The following is a 24,544-nucleotide window of genomic DNA, read 5'->3' on the forward strand; positions in this document are numbered from 1 at the left end:
ATTTCCTTATTGGCAAAAGGTTGAATTGACCCAGATGAAAATGAAGAAGATAAATATAAAAACGACTTTCACAGCGGGAATACTTTTCCTGCTGACAATTAGTTGTTGCAAAAGCGACCGGACCTGGAGAGAAGGAATCGTCAAAGATGAATTTGTATTTACTTTCCAGGGAGCTCCGTTCCGCTCGCCACATGCGGCAACCATTGCCGAGACCACCGATGGAACTTTGGTTTGTTCGTGGTTTGGCGGAACATACGAGGGACAGCCGGATTGTAGCATTTATGTCACCCGCTTTGTGGACGGACAGTGGACGCCTCCCGAAAATGTGGCTAATGGAATTCTGAATGACTCGACCCGTGTTCCTGCCTGGAATCCGGTATTGTTTCAGGTGCCGAATGGAGAGTTGCAACTGTACTACAAATTGGGTGCACATCCGCGCAGTTGGTGGGGCATGCGCATTGTTTCCAATGATGGCGGAAAGACCTGGTCGACGCCGGAACAGTTGCCGGATGGGATTATAGGGCCAATCAAAAATAAACCGGAGTTAGTAAATGGCAAACTGATATCTCCAACCAGCACCGAAGAAGATGGCTGGCGCGTGTATTTTGAGATTTCGGATGACATGGGCAAAACCTGGCGAAAGACAGCCCCCGTGAATGATGGTCACGAGATCATGGCCATTCAACCCAGTATATTGAAATATGCCGACGGACGTTTGCAGGCATTGTGCCGCAGTAAAAACCGGGCTATTCTGCAAAGCTGGTCAGACGATAGTGGGGAGACCTGGTCGGAAATGACCAAAACAAGCTTGCCGCAGAATAATTCAGGAACCGATGCAGTCACACTCGCTGATGGACGACAGCTATTGGTTTACAACCACGTTTTACCTCCGGGAGACGCGTTTAAAGGCGTCCGGACACCGCTGAATGTAGCCGTTTCCGAAGATGGTGAAAACTGGTCGGCTGCCTTGGTTTTGGAAGACACGCCAGACTCGAAATTCTCGTACCCGGCAGTGATCCAAACCAGTGACGGGCTGGTGCACATTGTTTACACCTGGAACCGGATTAAAATTAAGCACGTTGTTGTTGACCCTGCCCAAATGGTAATAACTCCAATTGTCGATGGTCAATGGCCCGGACAAGTAGCTAACGAACAGTAAAGAGCAACCGCGATTGTGGTTGCATAAAATATTCAAATCAAAATGGAACCAAAATTTTCAATGCCTTTAAGAGGAATTGTGCCACCCTTGGTAACGCCTCTGCTTGATAATGACACTTTGGATGTAGAAGGATTGGAACGCCTGATTGAGCATATCATCGGCGGTGGAGCCGCCGCCTTGTTCTTACTGGGAACAACCGGCGAATTCGCGAGCCTGAGCTACAAAATTCGCGAAGAACTGGTGCAACTCAGCTGCCGTTTTGTGGCTGGCCGCGTGCCGGTGTTGGTCGGAATTTCTGATTCTGCGTTTACCGAAAGTTTGAACCTGGCACACAAAGCAGCGCAATACGGAGCCGACGCGGTCGTGATCACGCCGCCGTATTACTTTTCATCGGGACAACCGGAGTTGCTGGAGTACCTGAAGCGGATCATGAAAGCAATGCCGTTGCCGCTGTTTATCTACAACATGCCGGTGCATACCAAAGTGATGTTTACACCGGAAACTGTTCGGGCAGCAGCAGAAATTCCCGGAATTATCGGTATGAAAGACAGCTCGGCCAACCTGGCATATTTCAACCAGGTGCAGTACCTGTTAAAAGATCGTCCTGATTTTACCTTCATGGTTGGGCCGGAAGAAATAACCGCTGAGTTTGTGATGATGGGCGGCCACGGTGGCGTGAATGGCGGTGCCAATATGTTCCCGAAATTGTATGTCGATTTGTACAAGGCAGCTGCAGCGCACGACATGCCGAAAGTGCTGGAGCTGCGCGACAAAGCAATGCAGATCAGCACGACCATTTACAATGTTGGGAAATATGGTTCGAGCTACCTGAAAGGACTGAAATGCGCCCTCTCCGTAATGGGGATCTGCAGTGATTTTATGGCCGAACCTTTTCACCGATTTAATGAACCTGAACGAAAAATAATAGAAGCAGCACTGGAAAAACTCGATTATAAGTCCCTTCTTTGAACCTTTCAAACCAAAAACCTCAAACCTAAACTGAAATAAAATCAATTTGAAATGGACAAGTTGGATGTCGCTATTTTTATTGCTTATCTATTGGGAATCGTTGTGTTCGGAAGTTCTTTTTATCGAAAGAACAAGTCGGCAGAAGCGTTTACCCTTGGAAATCAACGAATCCCGACCTGGGTCATTTCGCTTTCAATTTTTGCCACATTTGTCAGCAGCATCAGCTACCTCGCGCTTCCGGGGCAAGCCTATCTGACAAATTGGAATGCGTTTGCATTCAGCTTGTCTATTCCGTTTGCCTCGTACATGGCCGTTCGGTTTTTTGTGCCGTTGTACCGTTCGGTTAACAGCCCTTCAGCCTACACGTACCTGGAAAATCGTTTTGGTCCCTGGGCCAAGATTTACGTGTCGGTGATGTATTTGCTGACCCAACTGATGCGAGCCGGAACGATTCTTTTTTTGCTCGCGTTGTTGATGAATACGCTGCTGGATTGGGATATCGCGACAATTATTATCATCACCGGCTTCAGCGTGATGCTTTATTCGCTTTTGGGCGGTATTCAGGCAGTGGTCTGGACGGATGCCATTCAGGCGATTATCTTAATTGTCGGTGCGCTGCTGTGTATGGGAACGATCGTGTTTAAGATGCCGGAAGGAGTGGGGCAGATATTTGATATCGCCGCTGCCAGTCACAAATTCAGTTTGGGAAGTTTTAGCACCGAACTAACCAGCTCTACTTTTTGGGTCGTGCTGATTTACGGGATCTTCATCAACCTGCAGAACTACGGAATTGACCAAAACTACATTCAGCGTTACATGACTTCGGAGTCGGAGAAAGAAGCAAAGAAATCAGCCTGGGTGGGTGGTTTGCTTTATGTGCCGGTTTCGGCCGTGTTTTTATTCATAGGAACGGCGCTTTTCGCGTTTTACAAGGCGAACGCCGGTTTGTTGCCCGAAGGCACGCAGGCCGATAAAGTGTTCCCCTGGTTTATCGCCCACCAGCTGCCGGTTGGCTTCACCGGTTTCCTGATAGCTTCGGTTTTTGCGGCCGGAATGAGTACAATTTCAACCAGTATCAATAGTTCTGCAACGGTTATCCTGACCGACTTTTTCAAAATTTCGGCAGAGAATCCGGAAAGTGGTAAAAAATCAATGCGGATTTTATACACCGCTTCTTTTCTTTTCAGCGCTTTCAGCATTGGTGTTGCTATTGCCATGATCAATGTTCAAAGTGCGTTGGATGCCTGGTGGAAACTGGCGTCAATATTTAGCGGGGGAATGCTGGGGCTTTTCCTGTTGGGCTATCTATCCCGGAAAATCAACAGCTCGGCAGCCATCATCGGTGTTGTCGCCGGAGTGTTGGTCATTGGCTGGATGAGCCTTTCGCCGATCTGGTTTCCGCAGTGGGGGCTGGAAGCTTACGCCAGTCCGTTTCATAGCTACCTGTCTATTGTATTTGGGACCGTAGCCATCTTCATCGTTGGTTTTCTATTGGGGCACCTTCTTCATCGTACTTTTGGCCGAAAACAAGCTGAATAATTGACATAGACAGATTGGCTGAGCTTCCGTTTATTATTTAATCCGCAATATTGAAGAATACAAAGGATGTCGGCGGGTTCAATTGCGTTCAAGTTCGCTATCTTGTCCTGTGTATACGATCGAAGATCGAATGCAAAAACATACTTCAAGTGGTTTCAACCTTATTTTGACTTTTAGAAATGGTTTTAGATTACGACAAAAGTGAATCACTCCAAAATGATTGCACGGTCGACGAGTTTAAATACCTGAATTTGCTCGCCGAGAAATTTCCAACTGTTCAGTCTGTCTGTACTGAGATTATTAACCTCGAATCAATTTTAAATCTTCCGAAAGGAACCGAGCACTTCCTCACCGACATCCATGGCGCTTACGAGACGTTTAGCCATGTGCTGAGGAATGCATCCGGAATGGTTCGCAAGAAGATTGACGCTGTCTACCAGTACTCGATGGACGAAAAGACAAAGCGGCAATTGGCAACGCTCATCTACTATCCGGAAGAAAAATTGGAGATCATAGCACGAGAAGAAGAAGATCTGGAGAGCTGGTATTCCGTGACCATCCGACGGTTGATTGAAGTTGCGAAAGTCTCGGCAGACAAGTATACGCGCTCCAAGATTCGTAAGGCCATGCCGGATGACTTTGCCTATATCATTGATGAATTGCTGAATGAGCACGGCGCTAAAAAAGAGCAGTATTACAATAGCATCATCAAGTCGATTATCGAGGTAGACCGGGCGAACTATTTCATTGTCGCTATCAGCAAATTCATTCAGCGCCTGTTGATCGACCGGCTGCATATTATCGGCGATATTTTCGATCGAGGCCCCTATGCAGATAAAGTGATGGACGCTATTCACAACCACCACTCGGTAGATATTCAATGGGGAAATCACGATATTTTTTGGATGGCTGCGGCGACAGGTATTCGTGCCAGCATTGCCGGTGTTATCCGGATCAGCGCTCGCTACGACAACCTCGACACCCTGGAAGACGCTTACGGAATTAACCTGCTGCCTCTGGCGACCTTTGCGATGAAAGCCTACGCCGGAGATCCCTGCGAAGCGTTTATTCCGGTCAATACACCGCCCGAAAATGTTGGATCGACCCGTACCAAGTTAACGAGTAAGATGCACAAGGCAGTCATGATTCTGGAGATGAAACTTGCCGGGGAAATCATTCGCCGAAGTCCGGAAATGAACATGGACGACCGTCTCCTATTGGATAAAATTGACTACGCCAAAGGAACGATTACAATCGACGGGCGTGAGCTTGTGTTAACCGACACTAATTTTCCGACCATTGATCCGAAAAATCCATATGAACTGACGTCGGAAGAAAAAGATCTGGCTGAAAAACTCCGGTTCTCGTTTTTAAATAGTGAACGTTTGCAGCGACATGTTAAAACACTGTTTTCGAAGGGAAGTACATTCCTAACATACAATTCCAATTTGTTATATCACGGATGCATTCCGTTGGATGATAACGGTGATTTTAAGGAAGTTACTATTCATGGTAAGAAATACAAAGGAAAAGCTTTGTGCGAGCAATTTGATTTGATTTCGCGTCGGGCTTATTACAATCGCGACCGGCAGGACAAACGAAGCCGCGACCGCGATTACATGTGGTACCTTTGGTCGGGCGCCGATTCGCCCTTATTTGGTAAAAAGAAAATGGCCACTTTCGAACGCTACTTTTTGGATGACAAAGAGGTTCAGCGCGAGGAGAGCAATATGTACTATAAACTGCGCGATGACCAGGAAACCTGTAAACGTATTTTGGAAGAGTTTGGACTCGACCCCGAGAAGTCGCACATCGTCAATGGGCACGTTCCGGTGAAAGTCGCAAAAGGTGAGAGCCCGGTTAAAGCTGGCGGAAAGCTTTTTGTGATTGACGGTGGCATGTCGAAGCCCTACCAGAAGGTGACGGGTATTGCCGGATATACCTTGATTTACGATTCTTACAGCTTGATTTTGGCTGAACATGCACCCTTCGAATCGCGGAGAAACGCCATTCAGGAGGAAGTTGACATTGTTTCGACCCGTAGTATGATCGAACGCGCAACCGATCGAATCCTGGTTGGTGATACCGACACCGGTGTCCAAATCAAAGGACAGATTGAGGATTTGAACCGGCTTTTGGAGGCCTACCGAAAAGGAACCGTGAAAGTGAAAAGCGCGGAGTAAACGGCTAAGTTTTCACCAAAGGGACAAAGGAACGGTTAACTCTTCGGCATTGTAAACCGAAAGGTTGAACCTTTACCTAAGGTGGAATCCAGCGTGATTTTTCCGCCCATTTGCTCCGCCAGTTTTTTCGAGATAGCCAGACCCAGTCCGGCTCCTCCATAAGCCCTTGTCGACGAATCATCTTCCTGGCGGAAACGCTCAAAGATATTTTGCTGCTTGTCGGGGCTGATGCCGATACCGGTGTCCGAAACAAAAAAGGTGACCTGCGAAGCGTCTGAGTTCTCGATTCCAAACCGTATTTCACCCCGATCAGTGAACTTGACTGCGTTGCTCAGTAAGTTGCTTAAAATCTGTGTGAACCGTATTTTATCTGCGTAAATTTCTGCTGATTTGTTATCGCAGCTTTGAACAAGCTTGATAGCGTTTTTATTCTGCTTTTGCAATTGTTGCTGAGTGATCAGAAGCTGATCCTGTACAATCGGGCAGCAGTCGAAAAGTTCCTGGTTGATCTTCAACTGACCGGTCTCAATTTTTGAAATATCGAGAATGTCGTTGATCAGCTGGAGCAGGTTTTCGCTGCTTTGATTCAGGATTGAAGCAAACTCTTTTTTTTCCTCCTGGCTTAAATCTTCGTCGTCCACAAGTAAGTTCGAGAATCCCATAATTGTGTTCAGCGGAGTGCGTATTTCGTGGCTCATGTTGGCCAAGAAGGCTGATTTTAGGCGGTCACTTTCTTCTGCTTTTTCTTTTGCCGCCTGCAAATCTGAGATGATTTTTTTCTTTTCGGTGATGTCTTCCTTCACAGCAACCAAGTGGGTAATTTTACCTTTTTCATCAACGATTGAAGAAATCAGCGCGCTTTCCCAAAATAAGTCGCCGTTCTTGCGCCTATTCAGAAATTCGCCTTGCCATTCTTCGCCTTTTAAAATTGTTTCCCAGAGTTTTTTATAGAACTCGTTCGAATGAACACCCGATTTCAGAAACGATGGATTTTCCCCAATAACTTCGTCTAAGGAGTATCCCGAAACCTCCGTAAATTTGGGATTCGCATAAATAATTTTACCCACGTCGTCGGTGATGATAATGCTAACCGGACTTTGGTCGGTGGCTTTACCGAACAGTTGCAAGCGCCTTTCTGCTTGTTTCCGATCGGTAAAATCCTGATAGATTACCAAATTGAGCATTTCACTATCCCAGAAGATTGTTTTCCGTTTGACGATCAGGTTTTTGATCTTGCCAGACTTGGTTATGATCTCCGTTTCGTAATCGGGCTCCTCCGGCAATCCTTTTTTACGGTTTGCTTTTCGTCTTTCATGTTCTTTGAAACTTTCCTCCGAATAGCGTTGGGATGATGGTGTCTTGTGAAACTCATCCAAATTGCGATAGCCGTACAGATTTAGAAAAGCGGCGTTTGTATACAGGGTTTTTCCGCTGTTGGAGACGATTCGCATACCCAAAGGTGAATCATCCATGGTACGGCGGAAGTTCTCGTGTGATTGGATAAGCTCGTTCTCAGCACGTTTCCGTTCATTGATGTTAATGACAGTTCCTATGTAGCCGAATAGTTTTTTGTTGGGATCATACTCGGGAACAGCTACGCCCAAGACCCAGTTGATGGTACCGTCTGGCTTTACAAAACGATATTCAGTTTCTGAAAGCACCTTGTTTTTAGAGGCAATCTCCCAGTTGTCCGCAATGGCTTTGCGATCTTCCGGGTGAACTGCCGACAACCACCCGTCGCCCAACGCTTGTTCAAATGACAGTCCACTAATTTCCAACCATTTTGGGTTTACATAGGTGGTGTAACCGTCACCCCGGGTCCGAAATATACCAACCGGGGATTTCTCGGTAAGCGTGTGAAAAAGTCGCTCGCTGTCAACCAGTTTTCGCTGAAGGCTCTGCTCGCGGCTTTGATCTTTAAAAACCAGCACAACGCCTGTAACTTTGCCGTTGGTATCCTTAATCAACGAGCTATTATTGGTAATTGGAATTTTTCGCCCATTTTTGGTTTGCAATAGCTTGTTCTTCGAATGTTCGATGGCTTCGCCGCTTACCAAAACCTTTTGAATAGGGCAAATCAATGGATCGCCCGTCTCTGGATCCAATACTTTAAAGATTTCTTCGGCTGATGTGCCAACACATTCCGCCTCGGGCCATCCAGTCAACTCACAAGCTTTAGGGTTGATGAAGGTAACAAGGCCTTTATTATCGGTTGTAATCAAGCCGTCGCCAATGCTGAGTAGAGTTGTCCGGTGGCGGTACTCGTTTTCCTCAAGTTCATCTTCAGCATTCACCCGTTGCGCTTCATTGCGGAAGATCATTCCCATGAACATACAGGCCGCAGGGAAGATCAGCAAAACCGGCAACCAAATATTTTCGATAACATGCCATGCAACTGCTTTGGGTAAAAGCAGCTGGCAGGCCAGCATGGAAACATTCGTGGTCAAACCAAACAAGTAAAAGGTCAGTGCCCGTATATTCTCCGGTTTACCATTGTATGCCCAACGAAAAACAAATCCCCAGGCGACTGATACGATGATCGAAGCCATGCCTGCCCAAAGACCATCGCCGCCAACATACCCCCGGTATGCAAGAGCCATAACCATGGAGATTAATCCGGCTATATGTCCGCCAAACAGGCCGGCCATCGACAACACAATGGACCTGCCGTCGTAGATAATTCCAGAGGAAACTTTCAGCGGGAAGTACATGCCAATAACGGTAATCGATCCAAAAAGCAGGCCCGACAAAACCTGATGTCTTAGCTTGCCGCTATTCTTATGGCGCGAAATAAAGCTGAATAGAACAGTTAAAGTGATCAGCAAGGTCGAGTTTAAAATAAGCTCGGTAATCATTTGATTCAGTATCCTCCTGTTTGTAAAAATAGATTAGAAAATAAACGATCGCAATCACTAAAGTTAAAGGAGACGCAATTTAGCATTAAAAATTGACTGGGTAAAAAATGCTGTACATATACGCCATATTCTTCCAAATTCCGAATATAAAAAACAATGAAATTAGTCTGATGTTCTTATTTTTAAGCCTTTCAAAAATACTACCTCAAATGAGATTCTTAATTTTCCTTTTGCTGCTAAGCGTAACCTGCGTGCAGGTCGATGCCCGGATCGTGAGAAAACGGATTCCTGACAAACTTGTTGTGTTGACTTTCGATGATGCAACTGCCAGCCAGTACTCGATTGTTGCCCCGCTGTTGAAAAAGTACGGATTCAATGCGACGTTTTTTATTTGCGAGTTCCCTCCAAATTTTGGTGATTCCACAAAATACATGAACTGGAGACAAATAAAGGAATTGAACGATATGGGCTTTGAGATTGCCAATCACACGCGCCATCACGAGCACCTTGACAAATTGCATGGGGAAAAAGCATTAGAGGTGCTTCATTACATCGACAACAAATGTGATTCGATGGGAGTTCTAAAGCCGGAAGATTTTGCCTATCCGGGTTATGGTTTGAATCAATCGGCTTTTGCGATACTCGAGGAAGAAGGCTATAACTTTGCGCGTGCTGGAGGAAGTCGTCCGTACAATCCGCTGACGGATCATCCGCTCTTGCTGCCGAGTTGGGCAACAAATTCCGAAAATAAGGCTGATATTATGGACGCTTTTGCACTGGCAAAAGATGGTCAGATTGTCGTGTTGACCATTCACGGAGTTCCGGATGCAGAGCACCCTTGGGTGACAACGCCGCCGGAGTTGTTCGAGGGATATTTGAAATACCTTTCAGAAAATGATTTTGAAGTGATTGCTATGAGAGACCTTAAAAAGTATATCAATGTTGAAAAGGCGATGAAGACGATCAGTCCCGACTTCTCCAGACCTTTGAAAAATTAATAGAATTTTGGTCCTTCGTTTTGACCGTTTCCAATTATCGCTACCTTTGCTACATCTCGTTAGGGGTGTCCGGTTATTTGCCGGACTGAGATTATACCCTGGAACCTGAAATGTATCATAACAGCGTAGGGAAACGAGGATTGTAACCGATCCGTTATTTGTCAAAATACAAGCCGTTTCACTTCCTGTGGGACGGTTTTTTTATGACCTTCCGCAGATGATCATTTCTACATTTTTTAACCGTAAAAAATTGAAATGATGATTACCGTAAAAACGATTAGCACCGATTTGAAGTCGGTGCGCGAGAAATCTCCCTTAGTGCACAACATTACCAACTTTGTGGTGATGAATAACACGGCCAATGCGTTGCTGGCCGTTGGTGCTTCGCCGGTGATGGCCCATGCCGTGGAAGAAGTCACAGATATGGTGAATATTGCTTCCTCGCTTGTGATCAACATGGGAACGCTCAATCCCCAGTGGGTTGATGGAATGATTGCTGCCGGTAAAGCAGCCACTAAAAAAGGTATTCCTGTTGTCTTCGATCCCGTTGGTGTAGGCGCTACGCCATACCGGAATGAGGTTGCTGCACGAATTGTAAACGAGTGCAAACCGACTTTCATTCGGGGCAATGCATCTGAAATTATGGCTTTGGCCAAAGAAAACATTGTGACCAAAGGCGTGGATAGCTCCGCTTCGAGCAATTCGGCGATAGAGGGAGCCAAGCGTTTGGCAACAGAGACCGGAGCGATTGTCGTAATCAGTGGTCCAGAGGATTTTATAACTGATGGAAAAGAAGTGCTGTCAACTAAAAACGGTTCGACCATGATGGCGAAAGTGACCGGGATGGGGTGTACCGCAACAGCTGTTTTAGGAGCTTTTGCCGGCGTTAATGCCAACCGTTTGGAGGCAGCAACGCATGCAATGGCTGTGATGAGTATTGCCGGTGAAATTGCAGCTGCAAAATCAGCAGGGCCGGGGACCTTGCAACTTCACTTTCTGGATACGCTTTACAACCTGAGCGAAGCGGATATTGAAAAGACGTTTAAAGCTTAAAAATGAAGAACTTTGATCTGAGCCTGTACCTGGTCACCGACCGTGCTTTGTCGCTAGGACGTCCGTTGGAATTTATTGTTGAAGAGGCGGTAAAAGGAGGCGTTACAATGGTGCAGTTGCGCGAAAAGGATTGCTCGTCGCTTGAGTTTTATAAGTTGGGGATGAAGCTGAAAAAAATCCTCAATCCGCTGAATATCCCTTTGATCATCAATGATCGCTTGGATATTGCCCTTGCAGTCGATGCTGATGGTTTGCACATTGGCCAAAGTGATTTGCCCTGGCAGGTAGCGCGCCAACTGCTCGGGTCTGACAAGATTCTGGGGCTTTCCGTGGAAACGCAGCAGCAGGCGGAAGACGCTAATCATTTAGATGTGGATTACATCGGTGTTTCGCCGGTATTTGCGACGCCAACCAAAACCGATACGTTTCAACCTTTCGGTTTGGATGGATTAAAGCGAGCTTGCCGTGTTTGCAAGCACCCGGCTGTAGCAATCGGTGGTATCAACCTCAATAATGCAGCTTCAATCATTCAACATGGAGCGGAAGGAGTTGCCCTGGTTTCGGCGATCTCTTCTGCCGAAGATCCGGCAAACGCTGCACGCGAACTAAAATTAGAAATTCAAAAAAATATTCGATAATGACATGGAGCGAAGAAGCGTGGGCCGAATGTAATTCGGTTTTCACAGAAATAACAAAACTGCCTTTTTTGCACGAGCTCATGGATGGTAGTTTGCCCAACGAAAAATTTTTATTCTACCTGCGACAGGATGCTTTTTACCTGGCTGAATACGGCAAAATTCTGGCTGCCATCGCGGCTCGCCTGGACCAAAAAGAATGGCGCGAAGCTTTTCTGGGCTTTTCGGGTGATACGGTAGCTGTTGAACAGGCCTTGCATCAGTTCTATCTGAAAGATCAGTTGGTTGATGCGGAGCCGACACCAACGAACCTCCTTTATACAGGGCACATGTGGCGTCAGCTGGCTGCTCACTCAACAGAAGAAGCACTGGCTTCGGTCTTGCCTTGCTTCTGGGTGTACAAAGAGGTTGGTGATTTTATTTTGGCAAACCAGGCAAAAGGGGAGAATCCTTATCAATCGTGGATTGATACCTATGGAGGCGACGAGTTTGCGAAGGCTGTAGCCAAAGCATTGTTTATCTGCGATAAATATGCCGAAAAATGTACTCCGGCACAACGCGAACGGATGACGGCTGCTTTCAAGTTGGCGTTCAAAATGGAATGGATGTTCTGGCAAAGTGCCTACGAGCAGGAACAATGGCGGGTGTGAGAAGAGTTGCGAGTGATGAGACATGAGTAGTGAGTAGTTTGAGGACCTTTTTCTCAATTATCTAATATCTAGCATCAAACAATCCAGTATCTAAAATATGCACTATAAACGAGTTTTAAGTATTGCCGGAAGCGACCCCAGCGGGGGAGCAGGCATTCAGGCCGACCTGAAAACGATGTCGGCTTGCGGTTGTTTTGCAACAACGGCAATTACAGCAGTTGTTGATGAAAATACGGTTGGTGTGTACGGCGTTCACCCCATTCCGGTTGATTTTGTGAAAGGGCAGATTAGATCGGTGCTGGATGATATTGGTGCTGATGCAATCAAAATCGGAATGCTACACTCGTCGGAATTGATTCGCGGAATAAAGGAAACGCTCGAGCCATACCAGATTCGCAATATTGTGCTTGACCCGGTGATGGTAGCAACCTCCGGCGACAAACTTTTGCTGGATGAGGCAATCGCCACCCTTCAAAATGAATTGATCCCGATGACCCGGGTGATCACGCCCAATATTCCGGAAGCGGAGATTCTATCCGGTCAGAAAATCACTTGTCAGGCCGATTTGCCGAAGGTTGTTAAAAGCCTGACATGCGGAGGAAAAGTCTCCGTGTTGCTCAAAGCAGGTCATCTAACAGAAGATGAGTTGACAGATATTTTTTACAATGCCGAAACAGACGAACTGTTGGAGTTGAAATCGAAACGGGTGAATACAAAAAATACCCACGGCACGGGCTGTACATTTTCGTCGGCATTTGCTTCGTTTCTGGCCCACGGATTGGATTTGAATGCCGCCGTTCGGGCTGCAAAAGAATACATCAATAAAGCGATCATAGAAGGCACCTCCTACGAAATCGGAAAAGGGCATGGGCCTGTGCATCACTTTCATCCGTTTTGGAGATAGAAGTAATAAGTTACAAGTTTAAAGTTTAAAGTTGCGGGATTTGACATTTGATTTCGTTCTTTTCAACTTTTAGCGGTTGCTTCTGTTGTGAATGAAAAAGTAGCGACGATGAATTTGTTTCGTTCACTTCCTTCAAAATCGGATAACCTCTTACCGTTCGACGGAACAGTTGAATATTATGGTTGTGTGCTTTCGCTGGAAGAGGCTAATCATTTTTACAAGAAACTGTTAACACATATTGACTGGAAGAATGACGAGGCTGTTATGTTCGGTAAAAAGATTATTACCAAGCGGAAAGTTGCTTGGTACGGAGACAAACCTTTTCGTTACACCTATTCCAATACCAACAAATTCGCCTTGCCGTGGACGATGGAATTGGAGGCTTTGAAGAAAATCTGTGAGCAACAAAGCGGAGAAAGCTACAATTCTTGTTTGCTCAACTTATATCATGATGGATCGGAAGGTATGGCCTGGCATAGTGATGGAGAGAAAGATTTAAAGCCAAACGGAGCAATTGCCTCTCTGACGCTTGGTGCTGAGCGCAAATTTTCTTTCAAGCACAAGAAAAGCGGCGAAACACGATCGTTAATTTTAGAGCACGGGAGTTTGCTCGTAATGAAGGACGAAACCCAAACGCATTGGCTCCATCGCCTGCCGCCTACAAAAATGGTGCATAGCCCACGAATTAATTTGACCTTCCGAAGTATTGTCGGCCAATAATTTTCAATTTTCATACATAATGTTCCTCTAAGATGTTGTAAATTGTTCGAAGAGTTGCGGTTTCGCAAATCGAACAGCTTTCGAATTTCAGGTTTCCAGAATTCAAAGGAAAGTCCAGTAACCAAAAAACGAAAAGTGATTTAATATTCGATCAGATGTGAGGAGTATCCTTGCTCTGATGATTTTTGAAGTAAAAGAGTGACCCGATTGGTTTGGTTGTGCACGATGACTGTGGAATATTCAAGAAGCTTATTAGCCAGGATTTCTAATTAAGTATGAATATGAAAAAAACAGTATTGATTTTAGGCGCGATTTTGAGTTTTATTCTCTTTAAACCAGCAGAAGCTCAGGAGTCCGGTGGTTCCGATGCTGCAGAGCTGGCCAAAAAGTTGTCGAATCCGATCGCGAGTTTGATAAGCGTGCCGTTTCAGAATAACACCGATTGGGGAATTGGACCCTATGGTGGATCGCGAAATACGCTTAATATTCAGCCTGTGGTTCCGCTTTCGTTAACCGATGATATAAACCTGATCGTGCGATGGGTGCAGCCCGTGATTTCGCAGTATAACATTACCGGAATGGGGGAACATGAATCCGGTTTTGGTGACGCTGTTGTTAGCGCCTTTTTTAGCCCCAAAGCATCCAAAGGCGGCGTTACCTTGGGGGTTGGGCCGGTGTTTCTGGTTCCGACTGCCACAAACGACTTTTTAGGAACGAAGAAATTTGGCGTTGGTCCAACTGCTGTAGGGTTGATTCAAGCCAATGGGATGACAATCGGTGCCTTGTTGAATCAGGTCTGGAGCATTGCCGGCGACAGCGACCGTAGCAGCGTAAGCTCCATGTTTTTCCAACCCTTTTTCACCTACAACTGGAAATCAGGTGCTGGAATTGGCGCTAATTTCGAAATAACCCAAAACTGGAAGGGAAATACAACTACCGTTTGGATGAATCCGGTAATGACGGCGGTAACTAGTCTTGGAAAACAGAAAACACAGTTCCTGTTTGGGCCCCGCATCAATCTGGCTGCCCCAAGTGGCGGTAAAGCCGATTTCGGTGTTCGGGCAGGCGTGGTCTTTCTTTTCCCTAAGTGATAGAAACTAGATTGTGTTGGCAAACTAAATTGATGCTAAGTCGCGCGAATTTGAATTGGAGGTTCTTTTTTACTCGATAGGAGATAACAAATAGAAGGCTCCGATCTTGAATAGATCGGAGCCTTCTGTTTTTCCTAATATGTTACGGTCGTTTCTTAGTTTCCTTCGATCCAACTAACTATTTTAGAATCATCCGGTTTTGTTTTCGGGCTTGCCATATCGACTAGGTTTCCGTTCTCGTCGATCAGGTATTTCTGAAAGTTCCAGCCTACCGACGAGTCCATGACACCATTTTCCGACTTTTCAGTCAACCAGTGGTAGATGGGAGCCATGTCGTCACCTTTAACCGAAATTTTGGACATCATCAGGAAAGTCACTCCGTAATTCTTTTGACAGAATTCCTGAATTTCATCGTTGGTGCCGGGTTCCTGTGCCAAAAAATTATTGGCAGGGAAACCAACAATGACAAAATTATCACCACCATATTTTTTATACAGAGCTTCCAATCCTTCGTACTGAGGTGTGAGCCCGCACTTGGATGCTGTGTTGACCACAAGCACTTTTTTGCCTTTTAAACTGGCCATATTGAAATCATTTCCGTCAATGTCTTTCACTGTAAAATCGTAAAACGATTTCTGCCCAAAACTCAAAAGGGCGGCAAAGACAAACACGATGATCAATTGAAACTTCTTCATATTTTTCAGTTTTAATGAAAGTACATTTTCTAAAAGTATGCCAAAATAATAATTTTAAAATTATTGTTTAGTGCTGAAGTAAAAACAGCTGTTCCCTGAAAAAGTTTAGGCTGAAACAGTTAGAAAAACCCGCTGGAGTGTTAATAAAAATAGCTCCCGGAAATAGGCTAAAATGTTTATCTTTGACCTTCACAAAGAAAACTATGGAGAATTTTATTGTTTCTGCGCGTAAATATCGTCCCGATACTTTTCATTCAGTAGTCGGTCAGGCGTCGATTACTTCTACACTTAAAAACGCCATAAAAAACAGGCAGTTAGCACATGCTTACCTGTTTTGCGGACCGCGTGGAGTGGGGAAGACGACTTGTGCCCGTATTTTCGCGAAGACAATAAATTGCCAAAATCTCACAGCCGACGTTGAGCCATGTAATACATGCGAATCGTGCCAGGCTTTCAACACCAACCGTTCGTACAATATTCACGAATTGGATGCGGCATCGAATAACTCGGTTGAAGATATCCGTACGCTGACTGACCAGGTGCGGATTCCGCCACAGATTGGAAAGTACAGCATTTACATCATCGACGAGGTTCACATGTTGTCGCAGGCTGCTTTTAACGCGTTCCTGAAAACGCTGGAAGAGCCGCCTAAGCATGCACTGTTTATTTTGGCGACGACCGAGAAACACAAGATCATCCCAACGATTTTGTCGCGTTGCCAGATTTTCGACTTCAACCGGATTAAAATTGGCGATATAGCCGGGCATTTGGGCTACGTGGCCAAAAGCGAATCGGTGGAAGTTGAAAGCGAAGCCTTGAATGTGATTGCGCAAAAGGCCGACGGTGCCATGCGTGATGCTTTGTCAATCTTCGACCAGATTGTGAGTTTTTCCGGAAAAAACATCACCTACAAAAACGTTATCGCCAACCTGAATGTGTTGGATTACGATTTCTATTTCCGGTTGATTGACTTGTTCCTGAAAAACGACGTGCCGGGCTCGCTAATGCTTTTCAGCGAAGTGTTGGATCACGGTTTCGACGGTCACCACTTTATTACCGGTTTGAGCAGCCACTTCAGAGATTTGCTGGTGTGCAAAGATCCGATCACCGTGCAGTTGCTTGAAGTTGGTGGCGAGATTAAGGAAAAGTACAAACAACAGGCTGCCGCTTGCGAACAGGAGTTTCTGTTTGAAGCGCTGAAAGTGAGCAATGAATGCGATCTTCAGTATAAGATCAGTCAAAACAAACGCTTGTTGGTTGAATTGGCCTTGATTAAAATGGCACAACTCACCTTAAAAAAAAAATAGCTGACGAAACGGATGAAGAGCAACTGGAACCGATCTTTGATCAGGTTCAGGCCAGTTCTGCTCCTGCTGCACCTAAAGCAGCGCCTCAGGTTCAGCAAAAAGCACCCGAAACAAGTTCGGAAGATACTTCAGCCGTTAAATTGACGACCAAAAAAGTCATTCGACGGAAGGGTAGCGGTTTTACGCCATCGATCAAAGATGCGCTTTCCGGAAAGTTCGCCGAGGAAAAAGTAGAGGAGAATGCCATCGAGAAGATGAAATACTACTCCGGTGAGCAGTTGGCCGAGCCCTTTACCAAAGAGGCCTTTGCTGAAAAATGGGCCGAGTACATGGAGCGACTTGCCGATCGTCCTTCGTTGAAAGCAACGCTCTCTCGTACCCCTGAAATCATTGACTCGTGCAAGTTGAAGCTGCAAATCGACAGTAATATCATGGATTCTGAAATCAGTAAGATCAAGCCCGACCTGGTTTCCTGGCTGAGAAAAGAACTTCGGAATACCAACATCGAACTGTTTACCGAGATTGTCGTAATGGAAAATAGCTCGGGGCGGCCTTATTCCGAAACTGAGAAACTGACGGAGATGATGAAGAAGAATCCGCACGTGAATTTGCTGAAGCAAACGTTCAATTTGGATTTTAGTGATCATTGATAAATTCTATTTTAAATAGAATATAAAAATTGACTAACGTTGCTCCGCCGTGTACGTTCTTGGCGGAAAATCTATATATTTGAAAAAAACACAAAAAATAACCATTATGCTTAAAGAAACAGTAGAGAAAGCGATAAACGCTCAGATAAATGCGGAAATGCATTCTGCTTATTTATACCTTTCAATGTCTGCCTGGTTTCAGGATCAAGGACTTCCCGGTTTTGCCAACTGGATGAAAATTCAATATCAGGAAGAATTAACTCATGCCATGAAATTTTTCGATTACGTGCACGAACGTAACGGTCGTGTGTTGCTGGAACCGATCGCAGCAGTTGATCAAGAATTCGAGAGCATCATCGACGCATTCGAAAAAACATTGGCACACGAGCAAAAAGTTACTTCACTAATCAATGGTTTGATGGATGTGGCTGTTGCGGCAAGTGACCACGCAACGCAAAGTTTCCTGCAGTGGTTTGTTGACGAACAAGTGGAAGAAGAATCTACCGTTAACGGTATTTTGGACGACCTTCGTTTGATCAATGGCCAGGGTAATGGTCTGTTCATGTTGAATCGTGAATTGGCAACCCGTTCATTTGTTGACAGTACCGCGGCAGAATAACATTCGATAAAAAGATTAACGAAAAGGCTGCCAGTTTTGGCAGCCTTTTTTAATTTTGGTAGATCCGAAAAAGAAGGAATAAGAGATGCACAAAGATATTGAACAAGCATGGCATAATTTGGAATCCGCATGTCGGGAGAACCTGAATGAGACAGAACAGGCACAGGTGCGACGTGCTTTCGATTATGCTTACGACATTTTGGAAGAACGAAAGTGGACGACAGGCGAGACCATAATTATCCACTCGTTAGAGGTGGCGTTGGTTGTTGCCGAAGAGGTCAGTTTGGGCGTTGATTCCATTACTGCCGGTTTGTTGCACAATGTTCCTTACGAAGATGTTCCGAAAAAACCGGGTTTTAAGGAGATTGAAGATAATTTTGGGCCTGTGGTCAGAGGTATCCTCGAAGGGATGGCGAAAATCAATGCTTTAGGTACCGACACGGTTGGTCTCCACTCGGAAAACTACAGGAAATTGATGTTGGCCCTGGCCGGCGACGTTCGGGTGATCCTGGTTAAAATTGCCGATCGCCTGCATGTGATGCGTCATTTGGATAATTACCCGGCTGCTTTTCAATCGAAGATTTCGGTTGAGACTTCACACTTGTATGCTCCACTTGCGCACCGTCTTGGTTTGTACTATGTGAATTCCGAATTGCTGGACTTGTGTCTGAAGTACCTCACACCGGATGCTTACAATCACGTTTCTGAATGTTTGACAGAATCGGAAACTGAGCGGAAAAACTTTATCGCAGCCTTTGTAAAACCAATCGAAGAGAAGTTAAAGTCGAAAGGATTCAAATTTGAAATGAAAGCCCGTACCAAGGCCATCAATTCTATTTGGAACAAAATGAAAAAGCAGGGCGTTCCGTTCGACGAAGTTTACGATATTTTTGCCATTCGCGTCATTTTGGATTCGGATCCGAAGGCGGAAAAGTCGGATTGCTGGCAGGTATATTCCATTGTTACCGAGGAGTATCAGGCCAATCCCGAGCGGATGCGCGACTGGATCACGGTGCCGAAATCAAACGGTTACGAGAGCTTGCATGCCACTGTTTTGGGCCCGCAGAAAAAATGGGTTGAAATCCAGATTCGGACCAAGCGGATGGATGAAATTGCCGAGAAAGGTTTGGCAGCCCACTGGAAGTACAAAGGCGGCTCGGCTTCCGCTGAAATGGAAAAATGGCTGGCCAGTGTTCGCGAGATCCTCGAAAACCCGGAATTGAACGTTGTCGATTTCATTGATGAGTTCAACACGAATATTTATACCGACGAGATCTTTGTATTCACTCCGAAAGGTGACCTCAAACGTCTACCAGCCGGAGCAACTCTGTTGGATTTTGCCTATGAAATTCACTCCGTGGTTGGCGATCACTGCGTTGGCGGGATGGTTGACGGGAAGAAAGTGACTCTTCGTTACAAGGTGAAGAACGGCGAGCAGATTTCCATCGACACCTCGAATAACCAGAAACCCAAGTTGGACTGGCTGGATATTGCTATTACCAGCAAGGCGAAGAACCGGATTAAAGCCAGTTTGAATGAAGAACGCAAGCGCGAAGCCGAGAACGGCAAGGAAATTCTGACGCGGAAACTGAAGAACTGGAAAATTGAATACAACGACGAGCTGATCCGGACGCTGCTGAAGCATTACCAGTTGAAATTGGCGCAGGATCTTTATTACAACATTTCGGTTGAGAAAATCGATACGTTAGATATTAAAGAGGTTATCACCGCGAAGGATGACAACCAGTCGGCAAAATCGAAGCTGGAGGAAAGCCTGCCTGTCGAGCAATACAATGACATGGAATTCACCGGGGGAGACGATTACCTGGTGATTGACAACAATATAAAAGATGTAACGCACAAACTGGCGCAATGCTGTAACCCGATCTTTGGTGATGATATTTTTGGTTTCGTCACCATTAAGGAGGGAATTAAGATTCACCGCAGCAGCTGTCCGAATGCCCGCCAAATGTTCGAGCGGTATCCGTATCGGATTATTCCGGCGAAGTGGCGCGACTCCAATAAAAAGAGTTCATTCCAGGCGACCATTAAATTGTCAGGAACGGATGACGTTGGTATTGTAGCACAAATTTCGCATGTTATCTCCAAGGATATCGGCGTTTCCATGCGTTCCATCAATATCGACTCAACGAACGGCGAATTTGAGGGCACTTTGCGTGTGTATGTCAATAATATCGAGCATCTCGAATTCTTGATGCGTAAATTACAGCATATTAAAGGTATTGTGCATGTGTCGCGTGCTGATGGTTAGCACGTGACCTTGCCTCATTTAAGCATTCTTAACATTCTATTTGAATCTATTTATATCGCTTGCGATATAAAATGTCTATATTTGTATCGTAAACGATATAAATAGGACGCTATGTATACAACAAAAGTTACCGCAACAGGAGGCCGAAACGGCCGTGTTACCAGTGAAGATGGTATTTTGGATTTCAGTATTAAAATTCCAAAGGAGATGGGAGGTCCGGGTGGGGAATACACCAATCCCGAGCAATTATTTGCAGCAGGGTACGCCGCGTGTTTTGATAGTGCGCTTCAGTTCGTGATTCTGAAAGAAGGCCTAAAACAAAAAGAAACATCGGTTGAAGCCGAGGTTAGTCTGCACCGCAAAGGCTTGGAATTTGACCTAAGTGTCAAACTCACTGTGCGTATCAGTGATGTTGATTTGGACACGGCGAAAATGCTGACATCGATCGCTCACGCGACATGTCCGTACTCAAAAGCGACAAAAGGAAACATCAACGTTGAACTGGAAGTCATTGATTTTGTTTCTCAGGAAGTTCAAACCGAAGATTAATTTAAATACAGAAAAAGCTATGAAAACAATATATGATTATAAAGCCAAATCGCTGCAAGGCAAAGAGGTGGCATTTGACGAATTTAAAGGGAAGGTTGTCGTTGTTGTAAACACAGCCAGTAAATGTGGATTCACGCCGCAATACGCCGGCTTGGAACAGCTCTATGAAAAATATAAAGATCAGGGATTGGTGGTACTTGGTTTTCCCTGCAACCAATTCGGCAACCAGGAACCGGGCGGAGCCAAAGAAATACAAGAGGGCTGCCTGGTTAATTATGGGGTTTCGTTTCGCATGTTCGAGAAGATTGATGTGAACGGAGAAAAAGAACATCCTTTATATACTTTCCTGAAAGAAAAGCAACCCGGGATTCTGGGTAGTAAAATCAAATGGAATTTCACCAAATTTCTGATTGATAAAAATGGTAACCCGGTGAAACGTTTTGCGCCGATTACCAAGCCCGAAAAAATGGAAAAGGATATTTTGAAACTATTATAAAATGGTAAATTGCAGGTAGCACTAAACACTACCTGCAATTTTCAATACAATGGAACAACTTAAACTCGACAATCAACTTTGTTTCCCGTTCTATTCTGTTTCGCGGATGATTATTCGCAAATATCAGCCGCTTTTGGACGAACTGGAGATCACCTATCCGCAATACCTGGTTTTACTGGTGCTGTGGGAAACCGATTCTATGCCGGTAAACGACATTGCCAAACGCTTGTTTTTGCAAACAAACACGGTTACGCCTTTGCTCAAGCGCATGGAAAGCCAGGGAATTATCACGCGAGAAAAAGCGACGGACGATGAGCGCAAAGTGATCGTTCGCTTAACCGAGAAAGGAAAAGCCATGGAGCAGTTAGCTGCCGAAATTCCATTCAGACTCGCAGAAGCGATGAATAACTTTTCTATCGAAGAATTAACAGCGCTTCACAGCACGCTCTATCGCATGATTGATCAGTTGAAGTGAATTTCCTAATTCTTGTTTTTCTTACTCTTTTTATTCTTCTTTTTTTGTTGACCCGGTGCGTACTCTTTCGCGCTCTTTTCTCCGGTCAATTTTTTCATTTGCCCCGGCGGAATATCGCCATTAGCATTCGTTTTTACCGTTTGGTGTTTCCCGATAAAAATCGTTTTACACGACGAAAAGGTCAAAGTAGTAGCTAGCAAGAGTAATAAAATGCTCTTTGTTTTCATGTTTCCAGTTTTATTTTGATGTAAAAATTATTTGCGGATCCACTCCGTTTTTTGAGCCGCCGGAATGCGCATTCTCGGTGGTCGTTGGAAATTTTCATCAGCTTCACCTAAAATGAAAAAGCCGATTGGTTCATCGTCGGCACCCAGTTCCAGGAAATCCCGCATTTGTTGCGAATAGCAAATACCGCCTGTGCTCAGGTATCCGGCAATATCGTAGGCTTCCAGACTCAAATACATGTTTTCAACGGCACAAGCTACCGAAGCCATGTCCTCCTGTTTTGGGAAACGCTTGTATTGGTCACGTTTCGCGATAACAGCTACAATGTGTGATACGCGCTTGTGCTTATCTGCGTAAGCTTCAAATTTGAAATCCATGTATTTTTCAGCGGGGGTAATTTCCTTGAAAATTTGTTGCTGTACGGCGAAAAAGCGCTCGACAGCGTCTTCTGCAAAAACTTTAAAGTGCCAGGCTTGAACCAGGCCGTGCGAAGGTGCCCAGCTGGCATTTTCCAACAGCTTTTCAATAACAGCGTCTTCAATTTTGCTGCCTTCTTTTAAGCCATTTACAAAGGTAGATTTGCGATTTCGAATCCAGTTTTCAATGTTTTCTGCTTTCGTTGTCATGTCCAGTTTTTTAGGATTTAGTTGAAAAAACAAAATTCAAGCCGATTAGTTTGTAACTTCCGGCATTGTTTGCCCAATCGAACTACGTTGAAATGGAACACTATGACTGAAGCTCAGCTTAAAAATATAAAGACTTTAATTGATCAAAATCAATTGGGTGAAGCTGTTGTAAGAATTGAACAACTGCTGAACTCGAGTGAAAAATCAGCAGATCTTCATTTTCTATACGGACAGATTTTTCAAAAACGTGGCGAATGGGGACGGGCTATCAACCAGTTTCAGTGTGTCCTTGAGCTAGACCCGCAATTTCCCGGAGCGCAAAATCAGATTGAAATGGCCCGTTCTATTTTGGGATTTTACAATCCCGACCTGATGAATCCCTGATTAGTCCAGCACAAATTTGTAGGTGATTGTTCCGGTTTGGAAAGCCGGCGCATTCGGATCGGCGTTGAAGCTCGCTTTTAAAGCCGCTTGTTTAGCAGCTTCCAACAGGCTGGCATTGTAAGTGTTTGTTCCCTGAACACCAGCTTTTGCATTGCTAACCTTTCCGTATTTGTCAACAGTAATACTTACCACCACAACTCCTTCTTCATTGCCAGGATAGCTCGGTTTTGGCAAACCGGTTGCGCTACGACCAGACAGGCTAAATGAGGGTCCGTTTCCGGAATTTCCGCTACCCGTACCACCGTCTCCATATTTTGAGGAATTGCCTCCATTTGGCGATCCTTGATTTCCTCCCGGATAAGAAACGCCTTGCCCGGTACTTTTGGAATCACTGCTTCCCGCCCCACCAGACCCTGAACCGAAGACGTTTGTCATGGAGTTGATTTTTGCAATCTTCGCAGCTTCCTCGGCTTCCTTGCGTTTGCGCTCTTCTTCAGCTTTCCGCTTTGCTTCGGCTTCCGCTTGTTTTTTGCGTTCAATTTCCGCTAAGCGCTGCTTTTCTGCTTCTATTTCTTTTTGTTTTTGGATCTCTGCCTGACGTTTCGCTTCAGCTTCGGCTGTTTGCTTACGCTGAGTTTCCAGCTCTTCTTTTCGTTTTTGTTCCGCCAGTTGTTTTTGGCGAGCCAATTCGTCTTGTTTCTTTTTTGCTTCTTCCGCTTCTTTTTTCTTTTTGGCGGCTTCCAGGGCTACCGTCTTCTCGTAATCTTGCGTCATCAACTCCTCTTTGGCCTCAGCAGGTGCAGCTTGTGCAGCTGCTGGAGGCGGCGGTGGTGGCGTGCTTGCCTGTACCGGCGGTGCAGTTTCTTCCTGCTTTGCCGCAGCTGTGCTTTGACGTGGTGCGGGCGCAGGTTCTTCCTTGCCGGCTCCTTGCTTGCTGTTACCAAAATTCACCAAAACACCTTCTTCTCCCGGCAATGGTAGCGGGGTGAAAAAGCCAAACAGGAATAAGAGGATCAGAATGATCGCATGAAAAATGATCGTTCCCCAAAAACCTTCTTTATGTTCGCGGAAGTAGCTCATTAACGTTCGGGGGCAGTTGCCAAAATCAATTTGTACTTATTGCGGCGTGCAATATTCATCACTTTTACGACCTGCTCAACAGGAACCGACTTGTCGGTATGGAGCGACACATAGGCCTCTGGATTGTCGCCGATGCTTCGTTGAAGTGCCGGTTCAATCTCGCTGAAGGAAACCCGTCGCGGAGTACCGTCGGTGTTCACGTAATATTTCAAATCTGCCGTGATGGAAATCGTTGTGATTGGTTTTGCAGCAGTTTGGTTGTTGCTTTCGGGTAGAAGCAGTTTCAGTGCGTTTGGTGCAATCAGGGTCGATGTAACCATGAAGAAGATCAGCAGCAAAAACACGATGTCGGTCATGGACGACATGCTGAAACTGGCATCTACTTTATTTCTTCGTTTTAAAGCCATTGG

General features: G+C 45.4%; 25 protein-coding genes and 1 riboswitch. Of the genes, 19 read left to right on the forward strand and 6 right to left on the reverse strand.

The genetic code is table 11. The features are described 5' to 3' along the window. Window positions 1-40 precede the first annotated feature (40 nt). The 4 genes from BC643_RS01105 (at window position 41) to BC643_RS01120 (ending at window position 5,850) form a co-directional block, all read left to right on the forward strand. Window positions 41-1,159 (forward strand): sialidase family protein, encoded by a 1,119-nt coding sequence (locus BC643_RS01105; RefSeq protein ID WP_120274089.1) that lies wholly within the window; start codon window positions 41-43, stop codon window positions 1,157-1,159. Between the two features lie 42 nt (window positions 1,160-1,201). Then, complete coding sequence (locus BC643_RS01110) at window positions 1,202-2,128, forward strand: dihydrodipicolinate synthase family protein (protein ID WP_120271334.1); 927 nt, start codon at window positions 1,202-1,204, stop codon at window positions 2,126-2,128. Between the two features lie 51 nt (window positions 2,129-2,179). Then, a complete protein-coding gene (locus BC643_RS01115) occupies window positions 2,180-3,667 on the forward strand; it encodes a sodium:solute symporter (RefSeq protein ID WP_120271335.1) in 1,488 nt (495 codons plus the stop codon). A 179-nt stretch (window positions 3,668-3,846) separates the two neighbouring features. After that, window positions 3,847-5,850 carry a fructose-1,6-bisphosphatase gene (locus BC643_RS01120; protein ID WP_120271336.1) on the forward strand — a complete coding sequence of 668 codons (2,004 nt, stop codon included), beginning with the start codon at window positions 3,847-3,849 and terminating at the stop codon, window positions 5,848-5,850. A gap of 35 nt (window positions 5,851-5,885) precedes the next feature. Here BC643_RS01120 and BC643_RS01125 read toward each other — a convergent pair whose 3' ends face one another. Next, window positions 5,886-8,705, reverse strand: coding sequence for a PAS domain S-box protein (locus BC643_RS01125; RefSeq protein WP_120271337.1), 2,820 nt, complete (start codon window positions 8,703-8,705; stop codon window positions 5,886-5,888). A 209-nt stretch (window positions 8,706-8,914) separates the two neighbouring features. Between BC643_RS01125 and BC643_RS01130 the strand changes: the two genes are divergently transcribed. The 7 genes from BC643_RS01130 to BC643_RS01160 all read left to right on the forward strand — a co-directional run bounded on the left by BC643_RS01130 (window position 8,915) and on the right by BC643_RS01160 (window position 14,756). Beyond that, window positions 8,915-9,703, forward strand: coding sequence for a polysaccharide deacetylase family protein (locus tag BC643_RS01130; RefSeq protein WP_120271338.1), 789 nt, complete (start codon window positions 8,915-8,917; stop codon window positions 9,701-9,703). Between the two features lie 51 nt (window positions 9,704-9,754). Then, window positions 9,755-9,852: riboswitch (TPP riboswitch) on the forward strand. Window positions 9,853-9,958: 106 nt separating this feature from the next. Continuing rightward, window positions 9,959-10,756 (forward strand): hydroxyethylthiazole kinase, encoded by a 798-nt coding sequence (gene thiM, locus BC643_RS01135; protein ID WP_245994835.1) that lies wholly within the window; start codon window positions 9,959-9,961, stop codon window positions 10,754-10,756. Window positions 10,757-10,758: 2 nt separating this feature from the next. After that, the gene (thiE, locus tag BC643_RS01140; RefSeq protein ID WP_120271339.1) at window positions 10,759-11,394 is read left to right on the forward strand and encodes a thiamine phosphate synthase; all 636 of its coding nucleotides are present in this window, start codon (window positions 10,759-10,761) and stop codon (window positions 11,392-11,394) included. Continuing rightward, the gene (locus tag BC643_RS01145) at window positions 11,394-12,041 is read left to right on the forward strand and encodes a TenA family protein (protein ID WP_120271340.1); all 648 of its coding nucleotides are present in this window, start codon (window positions 11,394-11,396) and stop codon (window positions 12,039-12,041) included. Before thiE ends, BC643_RS01145 begins: the two co-directional genes overlap by 1 nt. Before the next feature lie 97 nt (window positions 12,042-12,138). Beyond that, the gene (gene thiD / locus BC643_RS01150) at window positions 12,139-12,945 is read left to right on the forward strand and encodes a bifunctional hydroxymethylpyrimidine kinase/phosphomethylpyrimidine kinase (protein WP_120271341.1); all 807 of its coding nucleotides are present in this window, start codon (window positions 12,139-12,141) and stop codon (window positions 12,943-12,945) included. Between the two features lie 108 nt (window positions 12,946-13,053). Then, a complete protein-coding gene (locus BC643_RS01155; protein WP_120274091.1) occupies window positions 13,054-13,665 on the forward strand; it encodes an alpha-ketoglutarate-dependent dioxygenase AlkB family protein in 612 nt (203 codons plus the stop codon). A gap of 281 nt (window positions 13,666-13,946) precedes the next feature. Continuing rightward, window positions 13,947-14,756, forward strand: a complete 810-nt coding sequence (locus BC643_RS01160; protein WP_211337946.1) for a hypothetical protein — start codon at window positions 13,947-13,949, stop codon at window positions 14,754-14,756. Window positions 14,757-14,911: 155 nt separating this feature from the next. On the opposite strand, the gene BC643_RS01165 is transcribed toward BC643_RS01160, so the two are convergent. Beyond that, entirely contained in the window at window positions 14,912-15,451 is a 540-nt protein-coding gene (locus BC643_RS01165) for a glutathione peroxidase (RefSeq protein WP_120271343.1), read from the reverse strand. A gap of 203 nt (window positions 15,452-15,654) precedes the next feature. On the opposite strand from BC643_RS01165, the gene BC643_RS01170 reads away from it, so the two are divergent. The 7 genes from BC643_RS01170 (at window position 15,655) to BC643_RS01200 (ending at window position 21,819) form a co-directional block, all read left to right on the forward strand. After that, complete coding sequence (locus BC643_RS01170) at window positions 15,655-16,758, forward strand: DNA polymerase III subunit gamma/tau (RefSeq protein WP_120271344.1); 1,104 nt, start codon at window positions 15,655-15,657, stop codon at window positions 16,756-16,758. Window positions 16,759-16,898: 140 nt separating this feature from the next. Beyond that, complete coding sequence (locus BC643_RS01175) at window positions 16,899-17,408, forward strand: hypothetical protein (RefSeq protein WP_120271345.1); 510 nt, start codon at window positions 16,899-16,901, stop codon at window positions 17,406-17,408. 106 nt (window positions 17,409-17,514) lie between these two features. Further along, window positions 17,515-18,027 carry a ferritin gene (locus BC643_RS01180; RefSeq protein WP_120271346.1) on the forward strand — a complete coding sequence of 171 codons (513 nt, stop codon included), beginning with the start codon at window positions 17,515-17,517 and terminating at the stop codon, window positions 18,025-18,027. A gap of 85 nt (window positions 18,028-18,112) precedes the next feature. Further along, on the forward strand, window positions 18,113-20,299 hold the full coding sequence (locus tag BC643_RS01185) for a RelA/SpoT family protein (protein WP_120271347.1): 2,187 nt from the start codon (window positions 18,113-18,115) through the stop codon (window positions 20,297-20,299). Between the two features lie 111 nt (window positions 20,300-20,410). Continuing rightward, a complete protein-coding gene (locus BC643_RS01190; protein WP_120271348.1) occupies window positions 20,411-20,848 on the forward strand; it encodes an organic hydroperoxide resistance protein in 438 nt (145 codons plus the stop codon). A 19-nt stretch (window positions 20,849-20,867) separates the two neighbouring features. After that, on the forward strand, window positions 20,868-21,344 hold the full coding sequence (locus BC643_RS01195; RefSeq protein ID WP_120271349.1) for a glutathione peroxidase: 477 nt from the start codon (window positions 20,868-20,870) through the stop codon (window positions 21,342-21,344). A 49-nt stretch (window positions 21,345-21,393) separates the two neighbouring features. Then, window positions 21,394-21,819, forward strand: a complete 426-nt coding sequence (locus BC643_RS01200; RefSeq protein WP_120271350.1) for a MarR family winged helix-turn-helix transcriptional regulator — start codon at window positions 21,394-21,396, stop codon at window positions 21,817-21,819. Window positions 21,820-21,824: 5 nt separating this feature from the next. On the opposite strand, the gene BC643_RS01205 is transcribed toward BC643_RS01200, so the two are convergent. Both BC643_RS01205 and BC643_RS01210 read right to left on the reverse strand, forming a co-directional pair. Continuing rightward, a complete protein-coding gene (locus tag BC643_RS01205) occupies window positions 21,825-22,046 on the reverse strand; it encodes a hypothetical protein (protein WP_120271351.1) in 222 nt (73 codons plus the stop codon). A 27-nt stretch (window positions 22,047-22,073) separates the two neighbouring features. Beyond that, window positions 22,074-22,670: a nitroreductase family protein gene (locus BC643_RS01210; protein ID WP_120271352.1), complete on the reverse strand. Its 597-nt coding sequence runs from the start codon at window positions 22,668-22,670 to the stop codon at window positions 22,074-22,076. Window positions 22,671-22,772: 102 nt separating this feature from the next. Between BC643_RS01210 and BC643_RS01215 the strand changes: the two genes are divergently transcribed. Next, on the forward strand, window positions 22,773-23,054 hold the full coding sequence (locus tag BC643_RS01215; protein WP_120271353.1) for a tetratricopeptide repeat protein: 282 nt from the start codon (window positions 22,773-22,775) through the stop codon (window positions 23,052-23,054). Here the strand turns inward: BC643_RS01215 and tolA are convergent, their stop codons facing one another. Beyond that, complete coding sequence (gene tolA, locus BC643_RS01220) at window positions 23,055-24,134, reverse strand: cell envelope integrity protein TolA (RefSeq protein ID WP_120271354.1); 1,080 nt, start codon at window positions 24,132-24,134, stop codon at window positions 23,055-23,057. Beyond that, window positions 24,134-24,541, reverse strand: a complete 408-nt coding sequence (locus BC643_RS01225) for an ExbD/TolR family protein (RefSeq protein ID WP_120271355.1) — start codon at window positions 24,539-24,541, stop codon at window positions 24,134-24,136. The genes tolA and BC643_RS01225 overlap by 1 nt, the downstream gene beginning before the upstream one ends. Window positions 24,542-24,544 lie beyond the last annotated feature (3 nt).

This window comes from Mangrovibacterium diazotrophicum (assembly GCF_003610535.1).
Taxonomy (GTDB): domain Bacteria; phylum Bacteroidota; class Bacteroidia; order Bacteroidales; family Prolixibacteraceae; genus Mangrovibacterium; species Mangrovibacterium diazotrophicum.

Bases quoted from the DNA above. Each gene is read 5' to 3' on its own strand.
- BC643_RS01105 (WP_120274089.1), top strand. From the start codon at position 41: ATGAAGAAGATAAATATAAAAACGACTTTCACAGCGGGAATACTTTTC.
- BC643_RS01110 (WP_120271334.1), top strand. From the start codon at position 1,202: ATGGAACCAAAATTTTCAATGCCTTTAAGAGGAATTGTGCCACCCTTG.
- BC643_RS01115 (WP_120271335.1), top strand. From the start codon at position 2,180: ATGGACAAGTTGGATGTCGCTATTTTTATTGCTTATCTATTGGGAATC.
- BC643_RS01120 (WP_120271336.1), top strand. From the start codon at position 3,847: ATGGTTTTAGATTACGACAAAAGTGAATCACTCCAAAATGATTGCACG.
- BC643_RS01125 (WP_120271337.1), bottom strand. From the start codon at position 8,705: ATGATTACCGAGCTTATTTTAAACTCGACCTTGCTGATCACTTTAACT.
- BC643_RS01130 (WP_120271338.1), top strand. From the start codon at position 8,915: ATGAGATTCTTAATTTTCCTTTTGCTGCTAAGCGTAACCTGCGTGCAG.
- thiM (WP_245994835.1), top strand. From the start codon at position 9,959: ATGATGATTACCGTAAAAACGATTAGCACCGATTTGAAGTCGGTGCGC.
- thiE (WP_120271339.1), top strand. From the start codon at position 10,759: ATGAAGAACTTTGATCTGAGCCTGTACCTGGTCACCGACCGTGCTTTG.
- BC643_RS01145 (WP_120271340.1), top strand. From the start codon at position 11,394: ATGACATGGAGCGAAGAAGCGTGGGCCGAATGTAATTCGGTTTTCACA.
- thiD (WP_120271341.1), top strand. From the start codon at position 12,139: ATGCACTATAAACGAGTTTTAAGTATTGCCGGAAGCGACCCCAGCGGG.
- BC643_RS01155 (WP_120274091.1), top strand. From the start codon at position 13,054: ATGAATTTGTTTCGTTCACTTCCTTCAAAATCGGATAACCTCTTACCG.
- BC643_RS01160 (WP_211337946.1), top strand. From the start codon at position 13,947: ATGAAAAAAACAGTATTGATTTTAGGCGCGATTTTGAGTTTTATTCTC.
- BC643_RS01165 (WP_120271343.1), bottom strand. From the start codon at position 15,451: ATGAAGAAGTTTCAATTGATCATCGTGTTTGTCTTTGCCGCCCTTTTG.
- BC643_RS01170 (WP_120271344.1), top strand. From the start codon at position 15,655: ATGGAGAATTTTATTGTTTCTGCGCGTAAATATCGTCCCGATACTTTT.
- BC643_RS01180 (WP_120271346.1), top strand. From the start codon at position 17,515: ATGCTTAAAGAAACAGTAGAGAAAGCGATAAACGCTCAGATAAATGCG.
- BC643_RS01185 (WP_120271347.1), top strand. From the start codon at position 18,113: ATGCACAAAGATATTGAACAAGCATGGCATAATTTGGAATCCGCATGT.
- BC643_RS01190 (WP_120271348.1), top strand. From the start codon at position 20,411: ATGTATACAACAAAAGTTACCGCAACAGGAGGCCGAAACGGCCGTGTT.
- BC643_RS01195 (WP_120271349.1), top strand. From the start codon at position 20,868: ATGAAAACAATATATGATTATAAAGCCAAATCGCTGCAAGGCAAAGAG.
- BC643_RS01200 (WP_120271350.1), top strand. From the start codon at position 21,394: ATGGAACAACTTAAACTCGACAATCAACTTTGTTTCCCGTTCTATTCT.
- BC643_RS01205 (WP_120271351.1), bottom strand. From the start codon at position 22,046: ATGAAAACAAAGAGCATTTTATTACTCTTGCTAGCTACTACTTTGACC.
- BC643_RS01210 (WP_120271352.1), bottom strand. From the start codon at position 22,670: ATGACAACGAAAGCAGAAAACATTGAAAACTGGATTCGAAATCGCAAA.
- BC643_RS01215 (WP_120271353.1), top strand. From the start codon at position 22,773: ATGACTGAAGCTCAGCTTAAAAATATAAAGACTTTAATTGATCAAAAT.
- tolA (WP_120271354.1), bottom strand. From the start codon at position 24,134: ATGAGCTACTTCCGCGAACATAAAGAAGGTTTTTGGGGAACGATCATT.
- BC643_RS01225 (WP_120271355.1), bottom strand. From the start codon at position 24,541: ATGGCTTTAAAACGAAGAAATAAAGTAGATGCCAGTTTCAGCATGTCG.